Source organism: Paenibacillus sp. FSL P4-0338 (assembly GCF_038002365.1).
GTDB lineage: Bacteria > Bacillota > Bacilli > Paenibacillales > Paenibacillaceae > Paenibacillus_AQ.
The window spans coordinates 1,817,660-1,835,295 of record NZ_JBBOCG010000001.1 but is presented as its reverse complement, the minus strand read 5'-3'; the positions used below and the strand labels follow the sequence as shown (position 1 = coordinate 1,835,295).

Below are 17,636 nucleotides of genomic sequence, written 5' to 3'. Positions count from 1 at the left end.
TAGGAATGGATTAGCCGTCAAAGGTTATGCTTGATCTATCCATATTATACATAATTATACCAAGACTGTAATAGAAGCCAAAACAGGCTGTGGAGACCAAGCTTATGTTTGTTATTGCTGCCCAAAGTAAGATAGAATGAACCTACGCCATAACAGCTTAGAAATCATTTACTTCAATGGAGGCTTTACACATATGTCAGATTTTAATACAGAGCATGAGAATCAGCCGCTGAACCGCACCCTGCTGAACGAAGCAGGATTGGACCCTAAGGAACCCGTAGATCTTAATAACTGCGAGAAGGAGCCGATCCATATTCCCGGGCTTATTCAGCCGCATGGCGTATTGCTGGCCGTAACTCAGGACACAGCCCATAAGATTGTCCAGGCCAGTCTGAATACGGATGCGTTACTAGGAAAAGATTCCGAAGCCCTGTTAGGCACGCCTATGGCTGACCTGGTAGGCCCGGATCAGCTGGAGATGCTGCTTACACGCAGCGTGAATGCGAAAGAAACTGCTGATTTGCAATATATTGTAATACAGATTGAAGTCGCGGGTGAGCCGCAGGACTTCTTCTGCATCCTTCACGAAAGTGAAGGGTTGATGATCGTTGAACTGGAGCCTGCCTCTATCGATCAGAGCGACAGCACCAACGACTTCGACTGGATTCGCACCTTCTTCGGACGGCTGAAGCATGCGGCGAACCGGCTGGAAGCCAGCCAGGCCGCCGCAGAGCAGGTGAAGGAGATGCTTGGCTATGACCGGGTCATGATCTACGAGTTCGATGAGCAGTGGAACGGCAAGGTGATTGCCGAAGCCCGGGAAGCGGGGCTGGAGCCGTTCCTGGGCCATCATTATCCCGCCTCTGACATTCCGAAGCAGGCGCGTGAGCTGTATCTGCGCAACTGGCTGCGGACGATCGTGGATGTGAACTATGTTCCGGTTCCAATCACCCCGGTGCTGCAGCCGCTTACCGGTAAGCCCTTGAACCTCAGCTTGTCCATCCTCCGTAGTGTGTCTCCGCTCCATATCGAGTATTTGCAGAATATGGGGGTAGGCGCAACAACCACCATCTCGCTGATCAATAATAACAAGCTCTGGGGACTCATCACCTGTCATCACTATTCCCCCAAGTATGTCCCGCACCGTATCCGTAATCTGTGTAATTTCCTCGGGGCCTTCTTCTCTAGTGAACTGTACCAGCGTCAACAACTCGACAACTATCAGACGGAGCTCGAACTGCGGACCAAGGCGATGAGAATTGTCGATATTTTCACAAGTAACGTCAGCTCTTCCCGGATGATTGAACAGCTCGGCGATGAAGAACAGACACTGCTGGGTATGATGGAGGCTTCCGGTGCAGCCGTATGTTATCAGGACAAGCTGATGCTGTTCGGAGCCACGCCTTCCCAGGAGCAGGTGCGGGAGCTTGCCGGTTGGCTGGCAGGGAAGTCGAAGGATTACACCTACTGCACCTCCAGGCTCAGTCTGGAATATGAATCAGCCAAAGCTTACAAGAACAAGGCCTCTGGTTCCATCTATCTCGCCCTCACTCCAGGACATCAGAATTACATGATTTGGTTCAGGCCTGAGGTGGTGGAGATTGTGGACTGGGCCGGAGATCCGGCTAAGGCTGTCATTCAGGAGAATGACGGACAACGCCTGTCTCCCCGCAAATCCTTTGAGAAATGGCGGCAGGTTGTTCAGTCCACCTCACTTCCGTGGAGAGAGCAGCATCTTAACATTCTGCCGCAGCTCAAATCTATTCTGCGCGGACAGACCGAGAACCAGCTGCGTCAGGCGGAAGAGCAGGCCCTGCAGAACGCCCGCAGTCTGCGTCATAATGAACAGCGGTATCTGCAGTTGATGGATCTGTCTCCGGTAGCCTTCTTCATGATTACCGATGATGTGATTGCTTACTGCAATAACCGTGCAGTGGAGCTGATGGGTGAAGAGAAGGGCGAATCGCTGATCGGGCAGCCGTTCCTGAACTATGTGCAGGAGTCCTACCGGCCAGCCCTGAAGCAGCACTTCTCAGACCTGAGCCAGAATGTAACCCAGTTCGTATCTGATCAGGGCCAATTCCTGAGCGGAGACGGGCAACCGCTGGAGGTAAGCTTGAGTCTGGCTTCGGTTATTCATGGCGGCAGACCGTCCATTATGGCAGTGCTTAACACCGGAACAGGTACAGAGGCGAAGGGCGAAGCCTATGTCGATGCGGCCAACCAGATGCAAAGCTATCTGACCACGGATTCCCTGACCGATCTGCCGAACCGGCAGGCGCTTGAGCATGAGCTGGATCAGCGCTTGGAGGATACACTGAATACCCGGGAACCTTTGCTGCTGCTGTCGATTGATATCGATGATTTTCATGCTTACAATGCTGTACACGGGCTGAAAGGCGGCGATCTCTGTATTCAATCGGTAGCGGATGTGCTGAATATTATCAGCATAACGCACGGCACCTTCGTGGCCCGCTTCAGCGGGGCGAACTTCATCCTTACGATGGTGGGGGCGTCGACCTCCCAGGCAGAGCAATTAGCCGAATCCGTCCGTCAAGGCATCTCTGATCTGCAGATTCCCCGTGATCGGTTTGAAGAGGAAGGTGTGGTCACTGTAAGCATAGGCGGCCTGTTGAAGGTACCGGTTCCCTCTGACCGTCCGTCTGACTTCATTGCCAAGGCGGAAAAGGCTCTCTATGAGGCGAAGTCTGCCGGGAAGAACCAGGTCGTATTTTATTAAAATATAAGAATTTATATGTTTCACACGATAACTTACCCTTCTATTTCTCGCTGAAACGGTACCATCCTTTAAAAGGACTACGAAGCCGTTTCTACTTGACACCCGCTAGTACTATGGTGCATCCAGAGAAGAAGCCGGATGCGTCCATATTGGACTTGTCCGGCTTTTTTTGGGGGGGCCCCGCAAGGTTCCTGAGCTATCACCTACGCTAAAGCTCCACTTTGTGGGGTTATTTTGCTGTCCTATTCGTCCAATCCTCCGCAGGTAATCCGCATACATTACATTACAGAGTAACCGTTGGTAATGTCCAAAATCTTGTATACCATCATCCACATGATCCACATCATCCAGAGCGAGGTGAACCACAGTGTCTGTAGAGAAGCATACGCTGGCGGCAGGAACGCCCTATGCCACACCTTATTATGTCATTAGCAGCGGTGTACCCGGACCTGTATTCATGATAATCTCCGGTGTTCACGGCAATGAGCCGGCGAGCAGCCGCGCAGCGCAGGGCATTGCCAGCCGGCTCAGCCGGGGGAATCTGATGCTGCGCTCAGGGAAGCTGATTATCGTCCCGCTGGTGAACCAAATCGCACGGCGCAAGGGGATTCGCGGGAATCCTGACCTGAACCGTACCTTCCCGCGAGGACAAGGTGCCCCGGCCCGTCATCCGTTGTCGGCAGCCGTATGGCAGCTTGCCTTGCGCTACCGTCCCTCGTGGGTACTGGATCTGCATGAGGCAAACGGGCTGTCTGAGCTGAATCCGAAGCGGGTCGGTCAGACTCTGCTCATCAGCCCGGTCAGCCGGGCGCATGGATTGGCGAAGCAAATTGTGATGCGGATGAATCAGACGATCACGAATAGAGCTTACCGCTTCAACATACGGCATAGGGAGCGTGCAGGGACTTCCCGGATGGCCTTCCAGCGTCTGCTCGGCGCCCGGGCGGTGACCGTAGAGACCTGCTGGAGCCTGGATTATGCCTTAAGAGTAAGGCTGCAGAGCGAGATCGTCTGTCACTTCCTGCGGTCTCAGGGGATGATTGGCTAATTAAGGGGATGACACTAAAGGATTGACACAACTGCGCATAGTGTATATATTAATTATATACACTAAATACATAATACACAAAGGAAGCTGATGCTGCTGCATGAATATCGTGATATCAAGTACATCTGGCGAACCGATCTACGCCCAGATTGTGGGACAGGTCCGCCAGATGATTCTCCAAGGCGAGCTGGTCTCGGGTACGCCGCTGCCATCGATCCGCTTACTGGCGAAAGAGCTGCAGATTAGCGTCATTACCACGAAGCGGGCTTATGAGGAGCTGGAGCGGGAGGGGCTGATCAACTCGATTGTCGGCAAGGGATCTTTTGTCTCCGGGGCCGATCAGGAATATATCCGGGAACAGCGGCTGCGGATGGTGGAGGGCAAGCTGAAGGAAATTATTGACGAGAGCAGACAGCTGGGCATGGAATACGCTGAACTCGCGGAGATGCTTAAGCTGCTCTATGAGGAGGAACAGGAATGAGTAATGTAATTGAGCTGGACCATGTGACCAAGCGCTACGACCGTTTTGAGCTGCGGGATATTTCGCTACCTATCAAGGAGGGTTACATTACCGGGCTGATCGGCCCGAATGGTGCAGGTAAGACCTCAATGATCAAGTTGATGATGGGGTTAATTTACCCGGACCAAGGCAACATTCTGATGTTCGGCCAGAACAACCAGCAGGACCTGGCGGCTATTAAGGCGCGTATCGGTTACGTCTCGGATGAGAATATCTATTATGAGCACTTGACCGTTAAGCAGATGAAGAGTATCATCGCCCCGTTCTATCCCGGGTGGAATAATGATACATATGTGAAGTTTCAGGAGCTGTTCAAGCTTCCGCCGGGTAAGAAGATCAAGGATCTGTCCAAGGGGATGAAGATCAAATTCTCCCTCGCTATCGCCCTGTCCCATGGTGCCGATCTGCTGATTATGGATGAGCCGACCTCGGGACTTGATCCGATTTTTCGCCGGGAGATGCTGGAGCTGCTCAGTGAGCATATCCAGGATGAGCACAAGTCGATTCTGTTCTCGACCCACAACACTACGGATCTGGACCGGATTGCCGACTATATTGCATTCATTAACGAAGGACGGATTATTTTCAATGAGATGAAGGAGAGTCTGGGCGAACGCTATCTGCTGGTCAAAGGCGGGAAGGAACTGCTGGACCGGGATGTCCGGCGGTGGTTCGTGGGGCTGCGGGAGAACGGGCTGGGTTTCGAAGGGCTGATCAGCAACCGTGCGGAAGGGGAACGTTATTTCAGGGACACTGCAATCTGCGAGACACCTACACTGGAAGAGATTATGTACTATACGGTAAAAGGAAGTGAAGCACATGTATAACTCCATAGCTCTGATCCGTAAAGACTTCATGCTTACCCGGAAGTTTATCCTCCTGCTGATTCCCTATTATCTGATTATGGGTTATATGAACGCTGAATCCTATACGGTGTTCTCGCTGTTTCCGGCTATGCTGCTGCTCATTAACTCCTGTACCATCGATATGCAGCATAACAATCAGAAGTTTCTGGTTACGCTCCCGGTCCCGAGACAGCGGCTGATTCAGGCTAAATATATGACGCTGATTCCATTCTCCTTGTTCAGCCTGACCTGTACGATTCTGCTGTATCTGGTTGCTTTTACGATGGGCAAGCTGGATGAACCGCTGCGCTGGAGAGAGCTGGGAATAGCTACTGCCGCGTTCCCTTTATTGGCCTCATTTTATCTGCCGCTGTATTACTGGCTGGGACAAAAAGGGATGCAGATCGTCAACTTCATCTTTATAATGGTGATCATGCTGAATTTCACGGCAATTACCAGCTTGTCTAAACGGTTTCCGGCACTTGCCGAATGGATTAGCACTGGCAGATTGGATAATGTCTTGCTTGTTGCCATCAGCGTCCTGGCCTATCTCGTGATTATCTATGCTTCTTATTTAGTCTCTCTGCGGATTTATATGCACAAAGATATCTAGCTACATTGCCGGTATAAGCTTCATCACAAGAATGACCTCAACTTCCACACTCCAGTGGCAGTCTGAGGTCATTCTTGATTATTCATACATAATACACCTAGCGGAAGTTTCCGCCTTGTTCCAGGTTATCTACGAAGTCCTTGGCTTCCTTCAGGCCCAGATTCCGCGCTTCGCGCATGACCTTGATCGCCTGGATCTTCTTGCCTTCGGCCATCAGCAGGCGGATTCTCCGCTCCAGGTCCGGTGCCAGCTCCGGGTTCTGCACGAACAGGGGAGCCGGGATGTCAGTAGCTCTACTGCTCGCTGGGGGAGAGGACATTCCGCCGTAAGCATCTCTTTGCGCTAACCGGGACTCAAGCTCGTTCACACGTCTCTTCAGACTGAACACACTGAGCATAAGCAGTAGCGCCAGCACCAGAGCCAGAATGGCGATGAGATCGATCGTATCCATATGTTCCATAGGCATTGCTCCTTCCCTAATTATCTACTACCCGCCAGAGCGAAGAATGAACACTTCAGGCCTGATTGTTGATTGTATCCCCCTGGGCGGGAGCCTACAATGAGTTACAGGAACAGTACACTTATTGCTTCAACGGTACGCGGATTCCCAATTCATCTATAGGAGTGATCGGAAATGAACGAAGCTAGACATATGAAGGCGATTCGGATACATCAATTTGGAGGGCTAGAAGAGCTAAGGTATGAAGATGCACAGGTCCCCTCTCCCGCAGCGGACGAGATTCTGATTAAGGTGGCAGGGACAGCGTTCAATGCAGCAGATGTCAAAATCCGCAAGGGCTACCTGCAAGCCGTTTTCCCGCATGAATTCCCGTACATTCCTAACATTGAGGTGTCGGGTACGGTGGAGGCAGCAGGAGCAGAGGTTACGGACTTTCAGCCGGGGGACAGAGTCTATGCTGCGCTGGATATGTCCCGTGACGGCGCTGCCGCAGAGTATGTGGTCACCAAAGCGCAGTATGTTGCGCTGGCGCCAGTCTCCCTGGAGTTATCCGATGCTGCCGCGCTGCCGATTGGCGTCTTAACCGCATGGCAGGGGTTATTCGATCATGGCAACCTGCCGCAGGGTGGGCGTGTGCTGATTGCCGGAGCCGCTGGCGGGGTAGGCAGCTACGCAGTGCAATTCGCCAAGCAGCATGGGGCGTATGTCATAGGGACATCCTCTGCGGCCAGTATGCCAAAGCTTCGGGAGCTGGGGATTGACGAGATTATTGATTACACCAAGGATAGCGTCGCGGACAAGCTGAAGGACAAGGTGGATCTGATCCTCAATCTGTCCCCTGAGAATACCGAGGTGCTCAACACATGGCTGCCGCTGCTAAAAGAGGGAGGAGCGCTGATCTCGGCGGTGAATCCTGCGGACGAAGCGCTGGCAGCGCAGCTTGGCGTTAAGGCACATCAGCTGTTTGCACGAGAGGATCGTACGCTGCTGACACGGGTTGCAGAGCTGGTGGATGCGGGCAAGCTGAAGCTGTGGATTACTGAGCGACTGCCGCTGGCCGAGCTGGCTGCCTCCCATGCTATGAGCGAGGCAAGTAAGCTCCGTGGTAAGGTATTGATTACAATTTAAGCCTTCGCGATCAGAGTCGACTGCATAAATAAGACCTCATTATAGATCACCGCCAGCTCCTTCGGAGTATAAGGCATCCCGCTGTGCAGCCATTCTTCCGTAATTCCCAGAAAAATAGACGCGGAATGCGCAGCGAGATACTCTGGAGGAACCCCCGGGTGGTCGGCAAATACGCCATTCATCTCCAGCTTCCGGTAGAAGCTGCGCTTAATAACGTCCTTGAATTGCCCCGGAAATGCCGCACCCCCTTTAGCCCCGAGAAATAAGCGGATTCGCTCGCCGTGCTGCTGCAGATACTCAAGGATCTGCACCAGGGGCGGATAGGGCAAGCCCTTCAGATAATGCTCGGACATCTCTTCACGTACGATTTTGACAACCATCACCTGCTCCAGACCTGTCAGTATTTCCAGCTGAAGCTGCTCCAGCAGATCGTATTTATCCGTAAAATGCAGATAGAACGTTCCCCTGTTAATATGTGTTCTAAGCGCCAGCTGGCGTACGCTCACCTTGTGAAATCCTTCCTGCTCCATGAGCTGGAGGAAAGTATCCTCGATTAAAGCCCGGGTTCCCGCTGACATCCTCTCATGTATATCGCCCATACTGTGTTCGCCTCTTCCGTTAACTGCTGAAACTCTATCTTTTTAAAATAGGATATTTCCAACCAAAATTCAAATGTAAGCTATGCCAAAGTCTTTCGGGTTACCATAAATGAGATTAAATGGTGTATAATTGGGGGAAAGGGAGGCGATTCTTATGACTGAATTCTCTAATGGCGGTGGACCCCCTATCTATTCGAATGACCCCGGCGGGCACAAAGCCAACCATGACGTCAATGAACAGAAGCTTCATCGTGAAGGGCCTTTGGGATTATGGCGGCAGATCTCTGATATGGTTATTGCGGTGGGTGTAATTGCTTTGATTATTGTTGTGATCATGTGGATTTCTTAACCGAATAGATTGAACTTATGTTTTTTCTGCTATGGGACTGCCGTGACTCCAGAGAATGTTTGGCCCTCCGGCCGCTGTTGTATTTGGATTTCCTTGATTACAACCGCTTCTCGCGGTAGAAATCCAAATACAGCCTATGCTTACGATGCGAGCTTTCCTGCGGAAAGCTTTCAGGCGTACGCTATCGCTCCTACAGTTCCAAATTTCCCCTCCACTTCTTTTGCTTTTTTGTTAACTTCTTAATTGCATCTTACATAACAACTCCAAATGAATTGATAGGGAGAGAAGTTAAATGATATATCACCGGGCCGAACGGGCGATTGAAACTGAACGGTTACTGCTGCGCCTATTCAAACCAACGGATGCAACAGATGTCAGCTATCATTGTAACAATTACAATATATACAAGAGTACTTTGACCCTTCCGTATCCTTATCCAATAGAGTGTGCGGTGGACTGGATCGCGAATCATGAACAGAACTTTGACCTGGACAAGATGTATGACTTCGCAATCACTGACAAAGCAGACGGCCAGCTATATGGAGCGATTGGGTTATCCAATCATCAGTCCCACCATAACGGTGAAATCGGGTATTGGATTGGCGAAGCCCATTGGGGGCACGGTTACGGAACAGAGGCTGCCAGGGCGGTTATTGAATTTGCTTTTGCAGAGAAGAAGTATCACAAGGTCTATGCACGGCATTTCGCTTCCAATCCGGCTTCAGGAAGAATTATGCAGAAATGCGGAATGACCTATGAAGGTACACTGAAAGATCAAGTACATAAGATTCATGCCTATGAGGATTTGGTGTATTACGGAATTGTGAATACGGAGGAGGCTTCGCCTAATGGTCTATGAATTCGAAGGTGAGATTAAGCTGCTGGAAGGTAAAATGAAATGGAAGGTCGTGTATTTTCCGTATTCCGTCCAAGAGGCATTCCATACTAATAGCAGAATACCTGTACATATCGACGTAGGCGGGCATGAGTTCGAGCATACGCTGTTGCCGTCCAGGAACGGGCATTATTTTGTGTACAATGAGTTCATCCGGAGGGCGGTCCGTAAAGAGCTGGGCGACATGCTGCATGTCACACTCACACAGAGCGTGGAACCCCGTGCAATTGTTGTACCCGCATACATTAAGGAGGTTCTTGAAGAACATCAGATGCTCAGCACATTCCTGGATCAGCCCGATTACCTGAAGCGGGAACAGATTAATTATATTGAGCTGGCGAAAAAGGAGGAGACCCGAAGTAACCGGAGCTTGGCATTAGCTCAAAAACTGCATAAGAGCCTCTAACTCCGATAACTCCGAGCCACTCTTCCTTCGCCATCAGCCCTTCCCCCGATATTCACTCGGCGTTTGGCCGGTGAACTTCTTGAACTGCCGCATGAAATGGACATCATTCTCATAACCGCAACTCGCAGAGATCTGGCTGACGGTATACGTGGTGTTCTTCAGTAAATAGGAGGCATGGCCCACACGATTAAGGATGATGTCGCTGACGGCCGGAATGCCGAAGATTTGCTTATAGATCTGCTGAAAATAGGACGGGCTCATGTTCATCCGCTCCGCCAGCTGTTCGACAGAATACCAGGTGGAGGGGGAGCTGAGCACTTCATTTCTCAGGTTCAGGAACGCATCATAGTATTTGCTGACCGGCTGGCTGGCCTCCACGTGATGGCGCATATCGCTAAGCTTCATGAACAGGCAACGAACAATGGAGTCGATGATCTCCAGGCGGAAGCTGCCGTTCTGCAGATTCTCCCAGTGCAGCTCATTCACTTTTCTGGTGATATAGAGCGGGTCATGGGCCTTCATTAAGGTGTCCAGCGGCAGCTTCAAGCGGTCAAACCAAGCATCCGCCCCCTCCAGCTCAAAATGGAACCAGTCATGCACCAGCGGCAGCTCAGCGTCTCTGTAGAAGTAATGGCTATCTCTGTTATAGATGATGTAAGTATTCGGTTCAGCATACACGCTCCGCGTCTGAAGCCTCAGCTCCATCTTGCTCCGAAAGAATACGAAGACATAATCGCCGGAGCCTTCCGGGCGGTCAATTGTCATGCCCTCCGGATGAATTACATTCGAACCGCACCGTTTTAGGATGAACATATACATTTCCGCCTTTTTGAAGGATAGATCAGTCAATAGATAGGATAAATCATTTTCTTTCCCGGGACAAGGGAGTACTCTGTGGTAGTGAATATGGAGAATACTTCAGTAACGAGAGAGAGGGTTAATTCTAAGATGACTGGAACAACGATGAAAGCAGCGACGAAATTCTATACCCTGGGCTACCCGCGACCCCAATTTGTCCGCAGCCAGTGGCTGGATTTGAACGGAGAATGGGACTTTAGCTTCGATGATGACAATGCAGGCGTTGCGGCGCGCTGGATGGACCATTTTCCGGCCACACATACCATTAACGTTCCATTCACCTGCGAGACAGCGGCCAGCGGCATCGGTGAGGAGACCTTTCACCCCCGGATCTGGTACCGCAAGCATCTGGTTCTGTCCCATGCGCTAGAAGGGAAGCAGACGGTGCTGCATTTTGAAGGCGTGGATTATAAAGCGGTCTGCTGGGTGAACGGCGGGTACGCAGGAGAGCATGAGGGGGCGTATGTGCGGTTCTCCTTCGATATTACCGATCTGCTCAGTCAGGATGGCATGAACGAGATTGTGCTGATGGTGACCGACAGCGACAGCTGTCTACAGCCCCGGGGGAAGCAGCGCTGGGCGGGCCGAAACCATGATTCGTTCTATGTTCAGACCACCGGTATCTGGAAAAGCGTCTGGCTGGAGCATGTCCACGCTACCCGGCTGGATTCCGTGAAAATGACACCCGACATTAACCGCCAAATGCTCCGGCTGGATTACCGTGTACACGGCCTGACAGAAGCCCGGAATCTCAGGCTGGAGACCGAAATTACGTATCAAGGGGAGCGGGTAAATAAGCTTAGCCTGTCGGTGGACAGAGCTTGGATGACGGTGGAAGTCAGCATGATGGAAGGCATTAACGGGCCTTGGCTGCAGAACCTGTGGTCACCGGGGAACCCGAACCTTTTTGACATCGAATTCGTGCTGTATGCGGGTGAGCAGGAGCTTGACCGGGTTGGCTCGTATGCCGGCATGCGCAGCATCTCAATCAAGGGCAGCCAGATCCTGCTGAACAACATCCCTCTGTATCAAAGACTGATCCTGGATCAGGGCTACTGGACCGACAGCCATCTGACTCCGCCGTCTGAAGAAGCGCTGATTCAAGATATTGAGGCAATTCTGGAGATGGGCTACAACGGTTTGCGTAAACATATGAAGGTGGAGGACGCCCGGTTCCTGTACTGGTGCGATGTCAAAGGCCTACTGGTCTGGTCAGAGATGGCGGCTGCTTACGAATATAACGACGAGGCGCTGGAGCGTTTCACCAACGAATGGCTGGAGGTCGTGCAGCAGAAGTATAACCATCCGTGCATTATCACCTGGGTGCCTTTTAACGAATCGTGGGGAGTGCAGAATATCCTTCATGACGTCCGGCAGCAGACATTCACGGAAGGGATCTATCATTTGACCAAATCTATTGATCCTTATCGCCCGGTGATTACGAATGACGGCTGGGAGCATACCGTGTCTGACATTCTGACGCTGCATGATTATGTGGAGCGGGGTGAAGCGCTATATGCAACTTACAAGGATAAAGACTCTATTACCGGCAGCAGCGGCACGTATAACGAATGGAAGTTTGCTTTTGCAGAAGGGTATAGCTATAAGGGGCAGCCAGTTATCATCAGCGAGTATGGGGGGATTGCCTTCCAGAGTGAGCACGGCTGGGGGTATGGACATCAGGTGGATAGCGAGGAAGCTTTTCTGGAGCGGTTCGGCAGCTTAACCCGTGCGATTCAGGCCATTCCATTCATCTCCGGGTACTGTTATACGCAGGTTACGGACGTTCAGGATGAGGTCAACGGGTTAATGACTGCGGAGCGCGAGCCGAAGGTTCCACTTGCGCGGATACGCGAGATTAACCTGCGCCTGGGAATGTAAACTCTTTCAAAAAACACCGAAGGGGTTGACGAACGGAGAATATTACACTATCATTCATAATAGTTACAAAAAATTAATAACTGTCAGGCAGCATTAGCCGGCAAGAAAGGAGACTGAGTTCTTTTTGAAAAAAGGAATCGTGTGGCTACTGAGTATTGTACTATTGCTATCGTTTGGATCTGAAAAAGCATCTGCGGATGACAGCACCAGGCTTGACCAAGAGGTTAATGATGTTATGGGAACTCCATATAAATGGGGGGGCACCAAGGCATCTGAAGGGTTTGACTGTTCCGGATTTATAATATACATATTTGGCAAGTTCAACTTAGATCTTCCGAGAACATCCAAGTCGCAGGCAAGTGCAGGCGAATATGTAGCCAAGTCCGATTTACGTCCGGGAGATCTTGTCTTTTTCGACACCGGAGGCAACGGCATCTCGCATGCAGGCATCTATGTGGGCGACAACAAATTTGCACATTCCTCCAGCAATAACGGAGTGTCCATCACCAAGCTGTCTTCGAGCTACTACAAGGATAGATACGTAACCGCCAGAAGAACCATTTCGGAGAGCACGTATCAGAAGATGACTGGCAATTAATTCGATCACTAATCCTTATATTATAAACAAACGGCGACGTTGCCCTGGAATCTACCGGGGCGGGTCGCCGTTTTTGGTAGGGGTTTATGACTTGGCTGGCTCCTCGATATGCACCATCACCCGCACCAGATAGTCCTCAGGATGCTTCATAACGATCTCATCCAGCAGGAATTCCTCGTAAGCATCTCCTTTAATAACATAATGATTCTTGTCCATGTAATCAAAAATCTGCGGATAAATTTTCTCGCTATCCTCATAATCAGCCCGGGTGTAAGACACAAGATAGTAGCCTTCCGGCATATATTCTTGTTCGTGATGCTCTGTTGTGATGAAGCAGAACATATAGGAGATCATATCCCCGTCCCTCCTTAGCAGATCCTCCTTACAGATAATCGCTCCACCCGGATATCCGGCAGGTGCATGTTCGAGATGCAGACGTTCCTGGTAATCATCCCACAGCTCCTCGTTTAATTCCCGCCTCGAGTCATGGACACGGCGGCTTCGCAGAATCGGCTTGCGGGCCTGGTGGATGACAGATATCCGGCTGGTGTCCACATTCAGAGAGTGATCGATATTATCCGCGCGCTGGAGGATCATCTGTCTAGCCTGTGTGAGCTTCGCAATCTGTAGCTTCACAATCTCCTCCTGCTTCCGCAGCAGCTCCAGGGTGCTTGACGGAGAACGGTGCTCCAGATACTCCCGGATATCCTCCAGAGACATGCCCAGCTCCTTGAAGAGATAAATGACACCAATGGTATCCAACTGGGTGCGGATGTAGTACCGGTAGCCGTTGTCAGCCACGAAGGCAGGCTTAAATAAGCCGATCTGATCATAGAAAATGAGCGTTTTGCGCGGAACACGGGACAGCTTGGAAAAGGCGCTAATAGACATCAAATCATTCTTAGGTTTAGCCATCTTCATCTCCTTCTAAATGACGGGTTGACTGTATAGTTACTATACAGTTTATAATAACCTCTGTTCTTACGGTTAATCAACTTGTTCGTTACAAAGAAGGAGAATGCTTATGATCAGGAAGTTACTGCAAAGTGTGCGGGAGTATAAGAAGGATACATGGTTGACTCCTATATTCTTGCTTGGAGAGGTTGCCATGGAGGTGCTGATTCCCTTGCTCATGGCTGAGTTAATTGACCAGGGCATTACCGGGGGGCAGATGAACCAGATCGTGAAGTATGGTCTGATTCTTATCCTGTTCGCTCTGGTCTCCCTGGTATTCGGCGCACTTGCCGGTAAACACTCAGCCACTGCGATGTCCGGCTTCGGGCGAAATCTGCGGGAAGACCTGTTCCGTCATGTGCAGCGGCTGTCTTTTTCCAATATGGATAAATTCTCGACCTCAGGGATCGTCACCCGGCTGACTACGGATATCACGCATGTGCAGAATGCATTTCTGATGATTATACGGATTGCGTTCCGCAGCCCCGTAATGATTATATTTGCCACGATTATGACCTACCGGGTCAGTCCAACTATTGCTACCTGGTTCATCGTCGTTGTTCCGGTGCTTGCGGCAGGGATGATGCTCATCTTGAAGTATGCCTTTCCGCTCTTTGAACGGGCCTTCGACAGCTATGATTCGCTCAACAAGGTCGTTCAGGAGAATGTCCGCGGCATTCGGGTGGTCAAGTCTTATGTGCGGGAGGAGCATGAGATCTCCAAGTTCCAGGCAGTGTCGCTGAGGATCTTCGCACAGATGGCCAAAGCCGAACGCATCCTCGCCTATGAGCTGCCGCTTATGCAGGTGATTCTGTATGGGGTGATGCTAATCATCTCCTGGGTAGGAGCCAAGCTGGTGGTGGGCGGCAATATGACAACCGGAGAACTGACCAGTGTGTTCGCTTACTCCATGCAAATTCTGATGAGCCTGATGACGCTGGGGATCGTTGTAGTAATGGTTGCTATTGCCCGCGCGTCTGCCGGACGTATTCATGACCTGCTGGATGAACAGCCGGACATCACAAGTCCGGGTTCCCCGGTAACTGAACTGCATACAGGCGAGGTGGAGTTCCGTAACGTGTCCTTCCGTTACTCCAGTAAGGCCAAGAAGGATGCATTATCCGGGATCAACCTGCATATTCGCCCGGGACAGACGATTGGCATGATCGGCGGGTCGGGCAGTGCCAAGTCTACATTGGTGCAGCTCATTCCGCGTCTCTATGATGTTACCGAAGGTGAAGTACTCGTTAGCGGAACGAATGTGAAGGACTATGATCTGCATGTGCTGCGGAGTCAGGTCGCTATGGTGCTCCAGAAAAATGTACTGTTCGGCGGCTCCATCAAGGACAATCTGCGCTGGGGGAATGAAGCAGCTACCGACGAAGAGCTGATCGACGCCTGCAAGGCCGCACAAGCCCATGAGTTCATCACGTCCTTCCCTGACGGATATGATACCCGGCTGGATCAAGGGGGGACGAATGTATCCGGCGGGCAGAAGCAGCGGTTATGTATTGCCAGAGCTCTACTGAAGAAGCCCAAAATCCTGATTCTGGATGATTCGACCAGTGCAGTGGATACACGTACAGATGCATTAATCCGAACTGTATTCAAGGAGAGTATTCCGGATACGACCAAGATCATCATTGCCCAGCGCATCGCGTCTGTGGAAGATGCAGATCAGATTATTGTGCTGGATGACGGGGAGCTGGCGGATATCGGGACGCATCAGGAGCTTTTGAGCCGGAGTACGATCTATCAGGAAGCTTACAACACACAGACGAAGGGAGAGGAAGCACAGCATGAACAACATTAATTATGGCAGAACGATTAAGCGGCTCCTGGCCTACTTCAAGCTCTTCAAGTTCAGAACCTCACTGGCCCTTCTGCTGGTGCTGGTAAGTTCTGCGGTATCTGTAGCTTCCGCTACGTTCCTGAGACTGCTCATCGATGACTTCATCACACCGCTGCTGGGCGATCAGCATCCGGTATTTGACGCTTTGTTCCAGGCACTGGCCATTCTGGCTGTCATTTATGCCGCCGGTGTCATCAGCACATTTATCTCCAAGCGGCTGATGATTACGGTCTCACAGCTCATTATGAAAAGAATCCGTGACCATCTGTTCGCTCATATGCAGAAGCTGCCGGTTAAGTACTTCGACCGCAAGGAGCACGGAGACATTATGAGTCACTACACGAATGACGTAGATACACTCAATATGATGCTCACAGACGGATTGCCGCAATTGCTCTCTACGGTTGTGACGGTTATAGTGGTGCTTGGCACGATGCTGTATCTGGATGTCCCGCTGACGATTGTAGTGGTATTAGGCGCACTGGTGATGCTATGGATTACCAAGAAGGTTGGAGGGAAGGCGACACACCACTTTTTCCGGCAGCAGGAATCTATTGGCGCACTGGACGGATATATTGAAGAAATGATTCACGGGCAAAAGGTAGTGCAGGTGTTCGGCCGTGAAGAGCGATCCATCGAACAGTTCGCGCACCTGAACCGAGAATTGTTCGATAGCTCCACGACAGCCAACAAATATTCGAATATTCTGATGCCGGTGAACGCCAATCTTGCTACCCTAATCTATGTGCTGGTGGCAATAGCGGGCGGGGCCATGTCGATCTCCGGCTGGAATGAAGGCTTGACGCTGGGAAGTATTGCGGCGTTCCTGAGCCTGTCCCGTAACTTCACGATGCCGATTGCTGAAATCTCCTCCCAGATCAATATGTTTGTAGTGGCGCTTGCAGGCGCACAGCGGATCTTCAACCTAATGGACGAACAGCCGGAAGAAGATCAGGGCCGCGTTACCCTGGAGCAAGACCCGCAAGGCACCGGATGGGCATGGAGGCTGGAGGATGGTTCCACAGTGCCGCTTGCCGGGAAGGTGGAATTCAAGGAGGTAGGCTTCACGTATGACGGGAAGAAGCAGGTGCTGCAGGAGATTACTTTATCTGCGGAGCCTGGGCAAAAGCTTGCTTTTGTAGGCGCTACAGGTGCCGGAAAAACGACCGTGGCCAACCTGCTGAACCGTTTCTACGATATCACGCAAGGCGAGATCATCTATGACGGCATCAATATACAGCGTATCCGCAAAGCGGACCTGCGCCGGTCCCTTGGTATCGTTCTGCAAGACACGCATCTGTTCTCCGGCACGGTGGCCGATAATATCCGCTATGGACGGCTGGAGGCCAGTGACGAGGAGGTTATGCAGGCAGCTAAGCTGTCTTATGCCGCGAGCTTCATCGAACGCTTGCCGGACGGATACCAGACTCAGCTGGACGGGAACGGGAATGGGCTGTCACAGGGCCAGAGCCAGTTGCTGGCGATTGCCAGGTCAGCCATTGCCAATCCGCCGGTGATGATTCTTGATGAAGCGACCTCATCCATCGATACGCGGACGGAAGCCCTGGTACAGAAGGGGATGGATAATCTAATGGATCACAGAACTGTGTTCGTCATCGCCCACCGCCTGTCCACGGTACGGAATTCCGATGCCATCATGGTGATGGACATGGGGCGGATTAAGGAGCGGGGGGATCACAAACAGTTAATCTCAGAGAAGGGGATATATTATCAGTTGTATACGGGAGCTTTTGAGTGGGATTGATGCAGGGGCGTTCTGACAAGGGAGTCTGCCGATGGGCAGGCTCTTTTTGCTGCTTCTAATAATTCTCAGAGACTGAACAAAAATGTGTTGACCAGACTAGGCAGGTTGATTATAATTTACATTGA

The 17,636-nt window shown here is 51.2% G+C and carries 17 protein-coding genes; 13 read left to right on the top strand and 4 right to left on the bottom strand.

Annotated features, from left to right (window positions below):
- Nucleotides 1-193: 193 nt before the first annotated feature.
- The 5 genes from MKZ07_RS07945 (at nt 194) to MKZ07_RS07925 (ending at nt 5,766) form a co-directional block, all read left to right on the top strand.
- Complete coding sequence (locus MKZ07_RS07945; protein ID WP_036695327.1) at nt 194-2,740, top strand: diguanylate cyclase domain-containing protein; 2,547 nt, start codon at nt 194-196, stop codon at nt 2,738-2,740.
- Between the two features lie 367 nt (nt 2,741-3,107).
- Nucleotides 3,108-3,788 (top strand): succinylglutamate desuccinylase/aspartoacylase family protein, encoded by a 681-nt coding sequence (locus tag MKZ07_RS07940; RefSeq protein WP_036695326.1) that lies wholly within the window; start codon nt 3,108-3,110, stop codon nt 3,786-3,788.
- Nucleotides 3,789-3,888: 100 nt separating this feature from the next.
- Nucleotides 3,889-4,269: a GntR family transcriptional regulator gene (locus MKZ07_RS07935; protein ID WP_036695325.1), complete on the top strand. Its 381-nt coding sequence runs from the start codon at nt 3,889-3,891 to the stop codon at nt 4,267-4,269.
- Nucleotides 4,266-5,135 carry an ABC transporter ATP-binding protein gene (locus tag MKZ07_RS07930; protein WP_036695324.1) on the top strand — a complete coding sequence of 290 codons (870 nt, stop codon included), beginning with the start codon at nt 4,266-4,268 and terminating at the stop codon, nt 5,133-5,135. Before MKZ07_RS07935 ends, MKZ07_RS07930 begins: the two co-directional genes overlap by 4 nt.
- A complete protein-coding gene (locus tag MKZ07_RS07925) occupies nt 5,128-5,766 on the top strand; it encodes an ABC-2 transporter permease (RefSeq protein WP_036695323.1) in 639 nt (212 codons plus the stop codon). The genes MKZ07_RS07930 and MKZ07_RS07925 overlap by 8 nt, the downstream gene beginning before the upstream one ends.
- Nucleotides 5,767-5,863: 97 nt before the next feature.
- Here the strand turns inward: MKZ07_RS07925 and MKZ07_RS07920 are convergent, their stop codons facing one another.
- Nucleotides 5,864-6,226, bottom strand: coding sequence for a ribosomal protein L7/L12 (locus MKZ07_RS07920; RefSeq protein WP_051493523.1), 363 nt, complete (start codon nt 6,224-6,226; stop codon nt 5,864-5,866).
- Between the two features lie 174 nt (nt 6,227-6,400).
- On the opposite strand from MKZ07_RS07920, the gene MKZ07_RS07915 reads away from it, so the two are divergent.
- Nucleotides 6,401-7,354 carry an NADP-dependent oxidoreductase gene (locus MKZ07_RS07915; RefSeq protein ID WP_084648934.1) on the top strand — a complete coding sequence of 318 codons (954 nt, stop codon included), beginning with the start codon at nt 6,401-6,403 and terminating at the stop codon, nt 7,352-7,354.
- Here the strand turns inward: MKZ07_RS07915 and MKZ07_RS07910 are convergent.
- Nucleotides 7,351-7,953, bottom strand: a complete 603-nt coding sequence (locus tag MKZ07_RS07910) for a TetR/AcrR family transcriptional regulator (protein ID WP_036695322.1) — start codon at nt 7,951-7,953, stop codon at nt 7,351-7,353. The two genes, MKZ07_RS07915 and MKZ07_RS07910, sit on opposite strands and share 4 nt — an antisense overlap.
- A 154-nt stretch (nt 7,954-8,107) precedes the next feature.
- On the opposite strand from MKZ07_RS07910, the gene MKZ07_RS07905 reads away from it, so the two are divergent.
- The 3 genes from MKZ07_RS07905 to MKZ07_RS07895 all read left to right on the top strand — a co-directional run bounded on the left by MKZ07_RS07905 (nt 8,108) and on the right by MKZ07_RS07895 (nt 9,603).
- Nucleotides 8,108-8,302 (top strand): hypothetical protein, encoded by a 195-nt coding sequence (locus MKZ07_RS07905; protein ID WP_036695321.1) that lies wholly within the window; start codon nt 8,108-8,110, stop codon nt 8,300-8,302.
- Between the two features lie 292 nt (nt 8,303-8,594).
- Complete coding sequence (locus MKZ07_RS07900; RefSeq protein WP_036695320.1) at nt 8,595-9,161, top strand: GNAT family N-acetyltransferase; 567 nt, start codon at nt 8,595-8,597, stop codon at nt 9,159-9,161.
- Nucleotides 9,151-9,603, top strand: coding sequence for a YdeI/OmpD-associated family protein (locus MKZ07_RS07895; RefSeq protein ID WP_036695319.1), 453 nt, complete (start codon nt 9,151-9,153; stop codon nt 9,601-9,603). The genes MKZ07_RS07900 and MKZ07_RS07895 overlap by 11 nt, the downstream gene beginning before the upstream one ends.
- 33 nt (nt 9,604-9,636) lie before the next feature.
- Here MKZ07_RS07895 and MKZ07_RS07890 read toward each other — a convergent pair whose 3' ends face one another.
- Nucleotides 9,637-10,416: a helix-turn-helix domain-containing protein gene (locus tag MKZ07_RS07890; protein WP_036695318.1), complete on the bottom strand. Its 780-nt coding sequence runs from the start codon at nt 10,414-10,416 to the stop codon at nt 9,637-9,639.
- A 135-nt stretch (nt 10,417-10,551) separates the two neighbouring features.
- On the opposite strand from MKZ07_RS07890, the gene MKZ07_RS07885 reads away from it, so the two are divergent.
- Both MKZ07_RS07885 and MKZ07_RS07880 read left to right on the top strand, forming a co-directional pair.
- Nucleotides 10,552-12,342, top strand: a complete 1,791-nt coding sequence (locus tag MKZ07_RS07885; protein WP_235218441.1) for a glycoside hydrolase family 2 protein — start codon at nt 10,552-10,554, stop codon at nt 12,340-12,342.
- A 124-nt stretch (nt 12,343-12,466) separates the two neighbouring features.
- On the top strand, nt 12,467-12,940 hold the full coding sequence (locus MKZ07_RS07880; protein ID WP_036695317.1) for a C40 family peptidase: 474 nt from the start codon (nt 12,467-12,469) through the stop codon (nt 12,938-12,940).
- Nucleotides 12,941-13,024: 84 nt separating this feature from the next.
- On the opposite strand, the gene MKZ07_RS07875 is transcribed toward MKZ07_RS07880, so the two are convergent.
- The gene (locus tag MKZ07_RS07875; protein WP_036695316.1) at nt 13,025-13,855 is read right to left on the bottom strand and encodes a MerR family transcriptional regulator; all 831 of its coding nucleotides are present in this window, start codon (nt 13,853-13,855) and stop codon (nt 13,025-13,027) included.
- A 109-nt stretch (nt 13,856-13,964) separates the two neighbouring features.
- Between MKZ07_RS07875 and MKZ07_RS07870 the strand changes: the two genes are divergently transcribed.
- Complete coding sequence (locus tag MKZ07_RS07870) at nt 13,965-15,707, top strand: ABC transporter ATP-binding protein (protein ID WP_036695315.1); 1,743 nt, start codon at nt 13,965-13,967, stop codon at nt 15,705-15,707.
- Nucleotides 15,694-17,511 (top strand): ABC transporter ATP-binding protein, encoded by a 1,818-nt coding sequence (locus MKZ07_RS07865; protein WP_036695314.1) that lies wholly within the window; start codon nt 15,694-15,696, stop codon nt 17,509-17,511. The genes MKZ07_RS07870 and MKZ07_RS07865 overlap by 14 nt, the downstream gene beginning before the upstream one ends.
- Nucleotides 17,512-17,636: the final 125 nt, after the last annotated feature.

Bases quoted from the DNA above. Each gene is read 5' to 3' on its own strand.
- MKZ07_RS07945 (WP_036695327.1), top strand. From the start codon at position 194: ATGTCAGATTTTAATACAGAGCATGAGAATCAGCCGCTGAACCGCACC.
- MKZ07_RS07935 (WP_036695325.1), top strand. From the start codon at position 3,889: ATGAATATCGTGATATCAAGTACATCTGGCGAACCGATCTACGCCCAG.
- MKZ07_RS07930 (WP_036695324.1), top strand. From the start codon at position 4,266: ATGAGTAATGTAATTGAGCTGGACCATGTGACCAAGCGCTACGACCGT.
- MKZ07_RS07925 (WP_036695323.1), top strand. From the start codon at position 5,128: ATGTATAACTCCATAGCTCTGATCCGTAAAGACTTCATGCTTACCCGG.
- MKZ07_RS07920 (WP_051493523.1), bottom strand. From the start codon at position 6,226: ATGGAACATATGGATACGATCGATCTCATCGCCATTCTGGCTCTGGTG.
- MKZ07_RS07915 (WP_084648934.1), top strand. From the start codon at position 6,401: ATGAACGAAGCTAGACATATGAAGGCGATTCGGATACATCAATTTGGA.
- MKZ07_RS07910 (WP_036695322.1), bottom strand. From the start codon at position 7,953: ATGGGCGATATACATGAGAGGATGTCAGCGGGAACCCGGGCTTTAATC.
- MKZ07_RS07905 (WP_036695321.1), top strand. From the start codon at position 8,108: ATGACTGAATTCTCTAATGGCGGTGGACCCCCTATCTATTCGAATGAC.
- MKZ07_RS07900 (WP_036695320.1), top strand. From the start codon at position 8,595: ATGATATATCACCGGGCCGAACGGGCGATTGAAACTGAACGGTTACTG.
- MKZ07_RS07895 (WP_036695319.1), top strand. From the start codon at position 9,151: ATGGTCTATGAATTCGAAGGTGAGATTAAGCTGCTGGAAGGTAAAATG.
- MKZ07_RS07890 (WP_036695318.1), bottom strand. From the start codon at position 10,416: ATGTTCATCCTAAAACGGTGCGGTTCGAATGTAATTCATCCGGAGGGC.
- MKZ07_RS07885 (WP_235218441.1), top strand. From the start codon at position 10,552: ATGACTGGAACAACGATGAAAGCAGCGACGAAATTCTATACCCTGGGC.
- MKZ07_RS07875 (WP_036695316.1), bottom strand. From the start codon at position 13,855: ATGGCTAAACCTAAGAATGATTTGATGTCTATTAGCGCCTTTTCCAAG.
- MKZ07_RS07870 (WP_036695315.1), top strand. From the start codon at position 13,965: ATGATCAGGAAGTTACTGCAAAGTGTGCGGGAGTATAAGAAGGATACA.
- MKZ07_RS07865 (WP_036695314.1), top strand. From the start codon at position 15,694: ATGAACAACATTAATTATGGCAGAACGATTAAGCGGCTCCTGGCCTAC.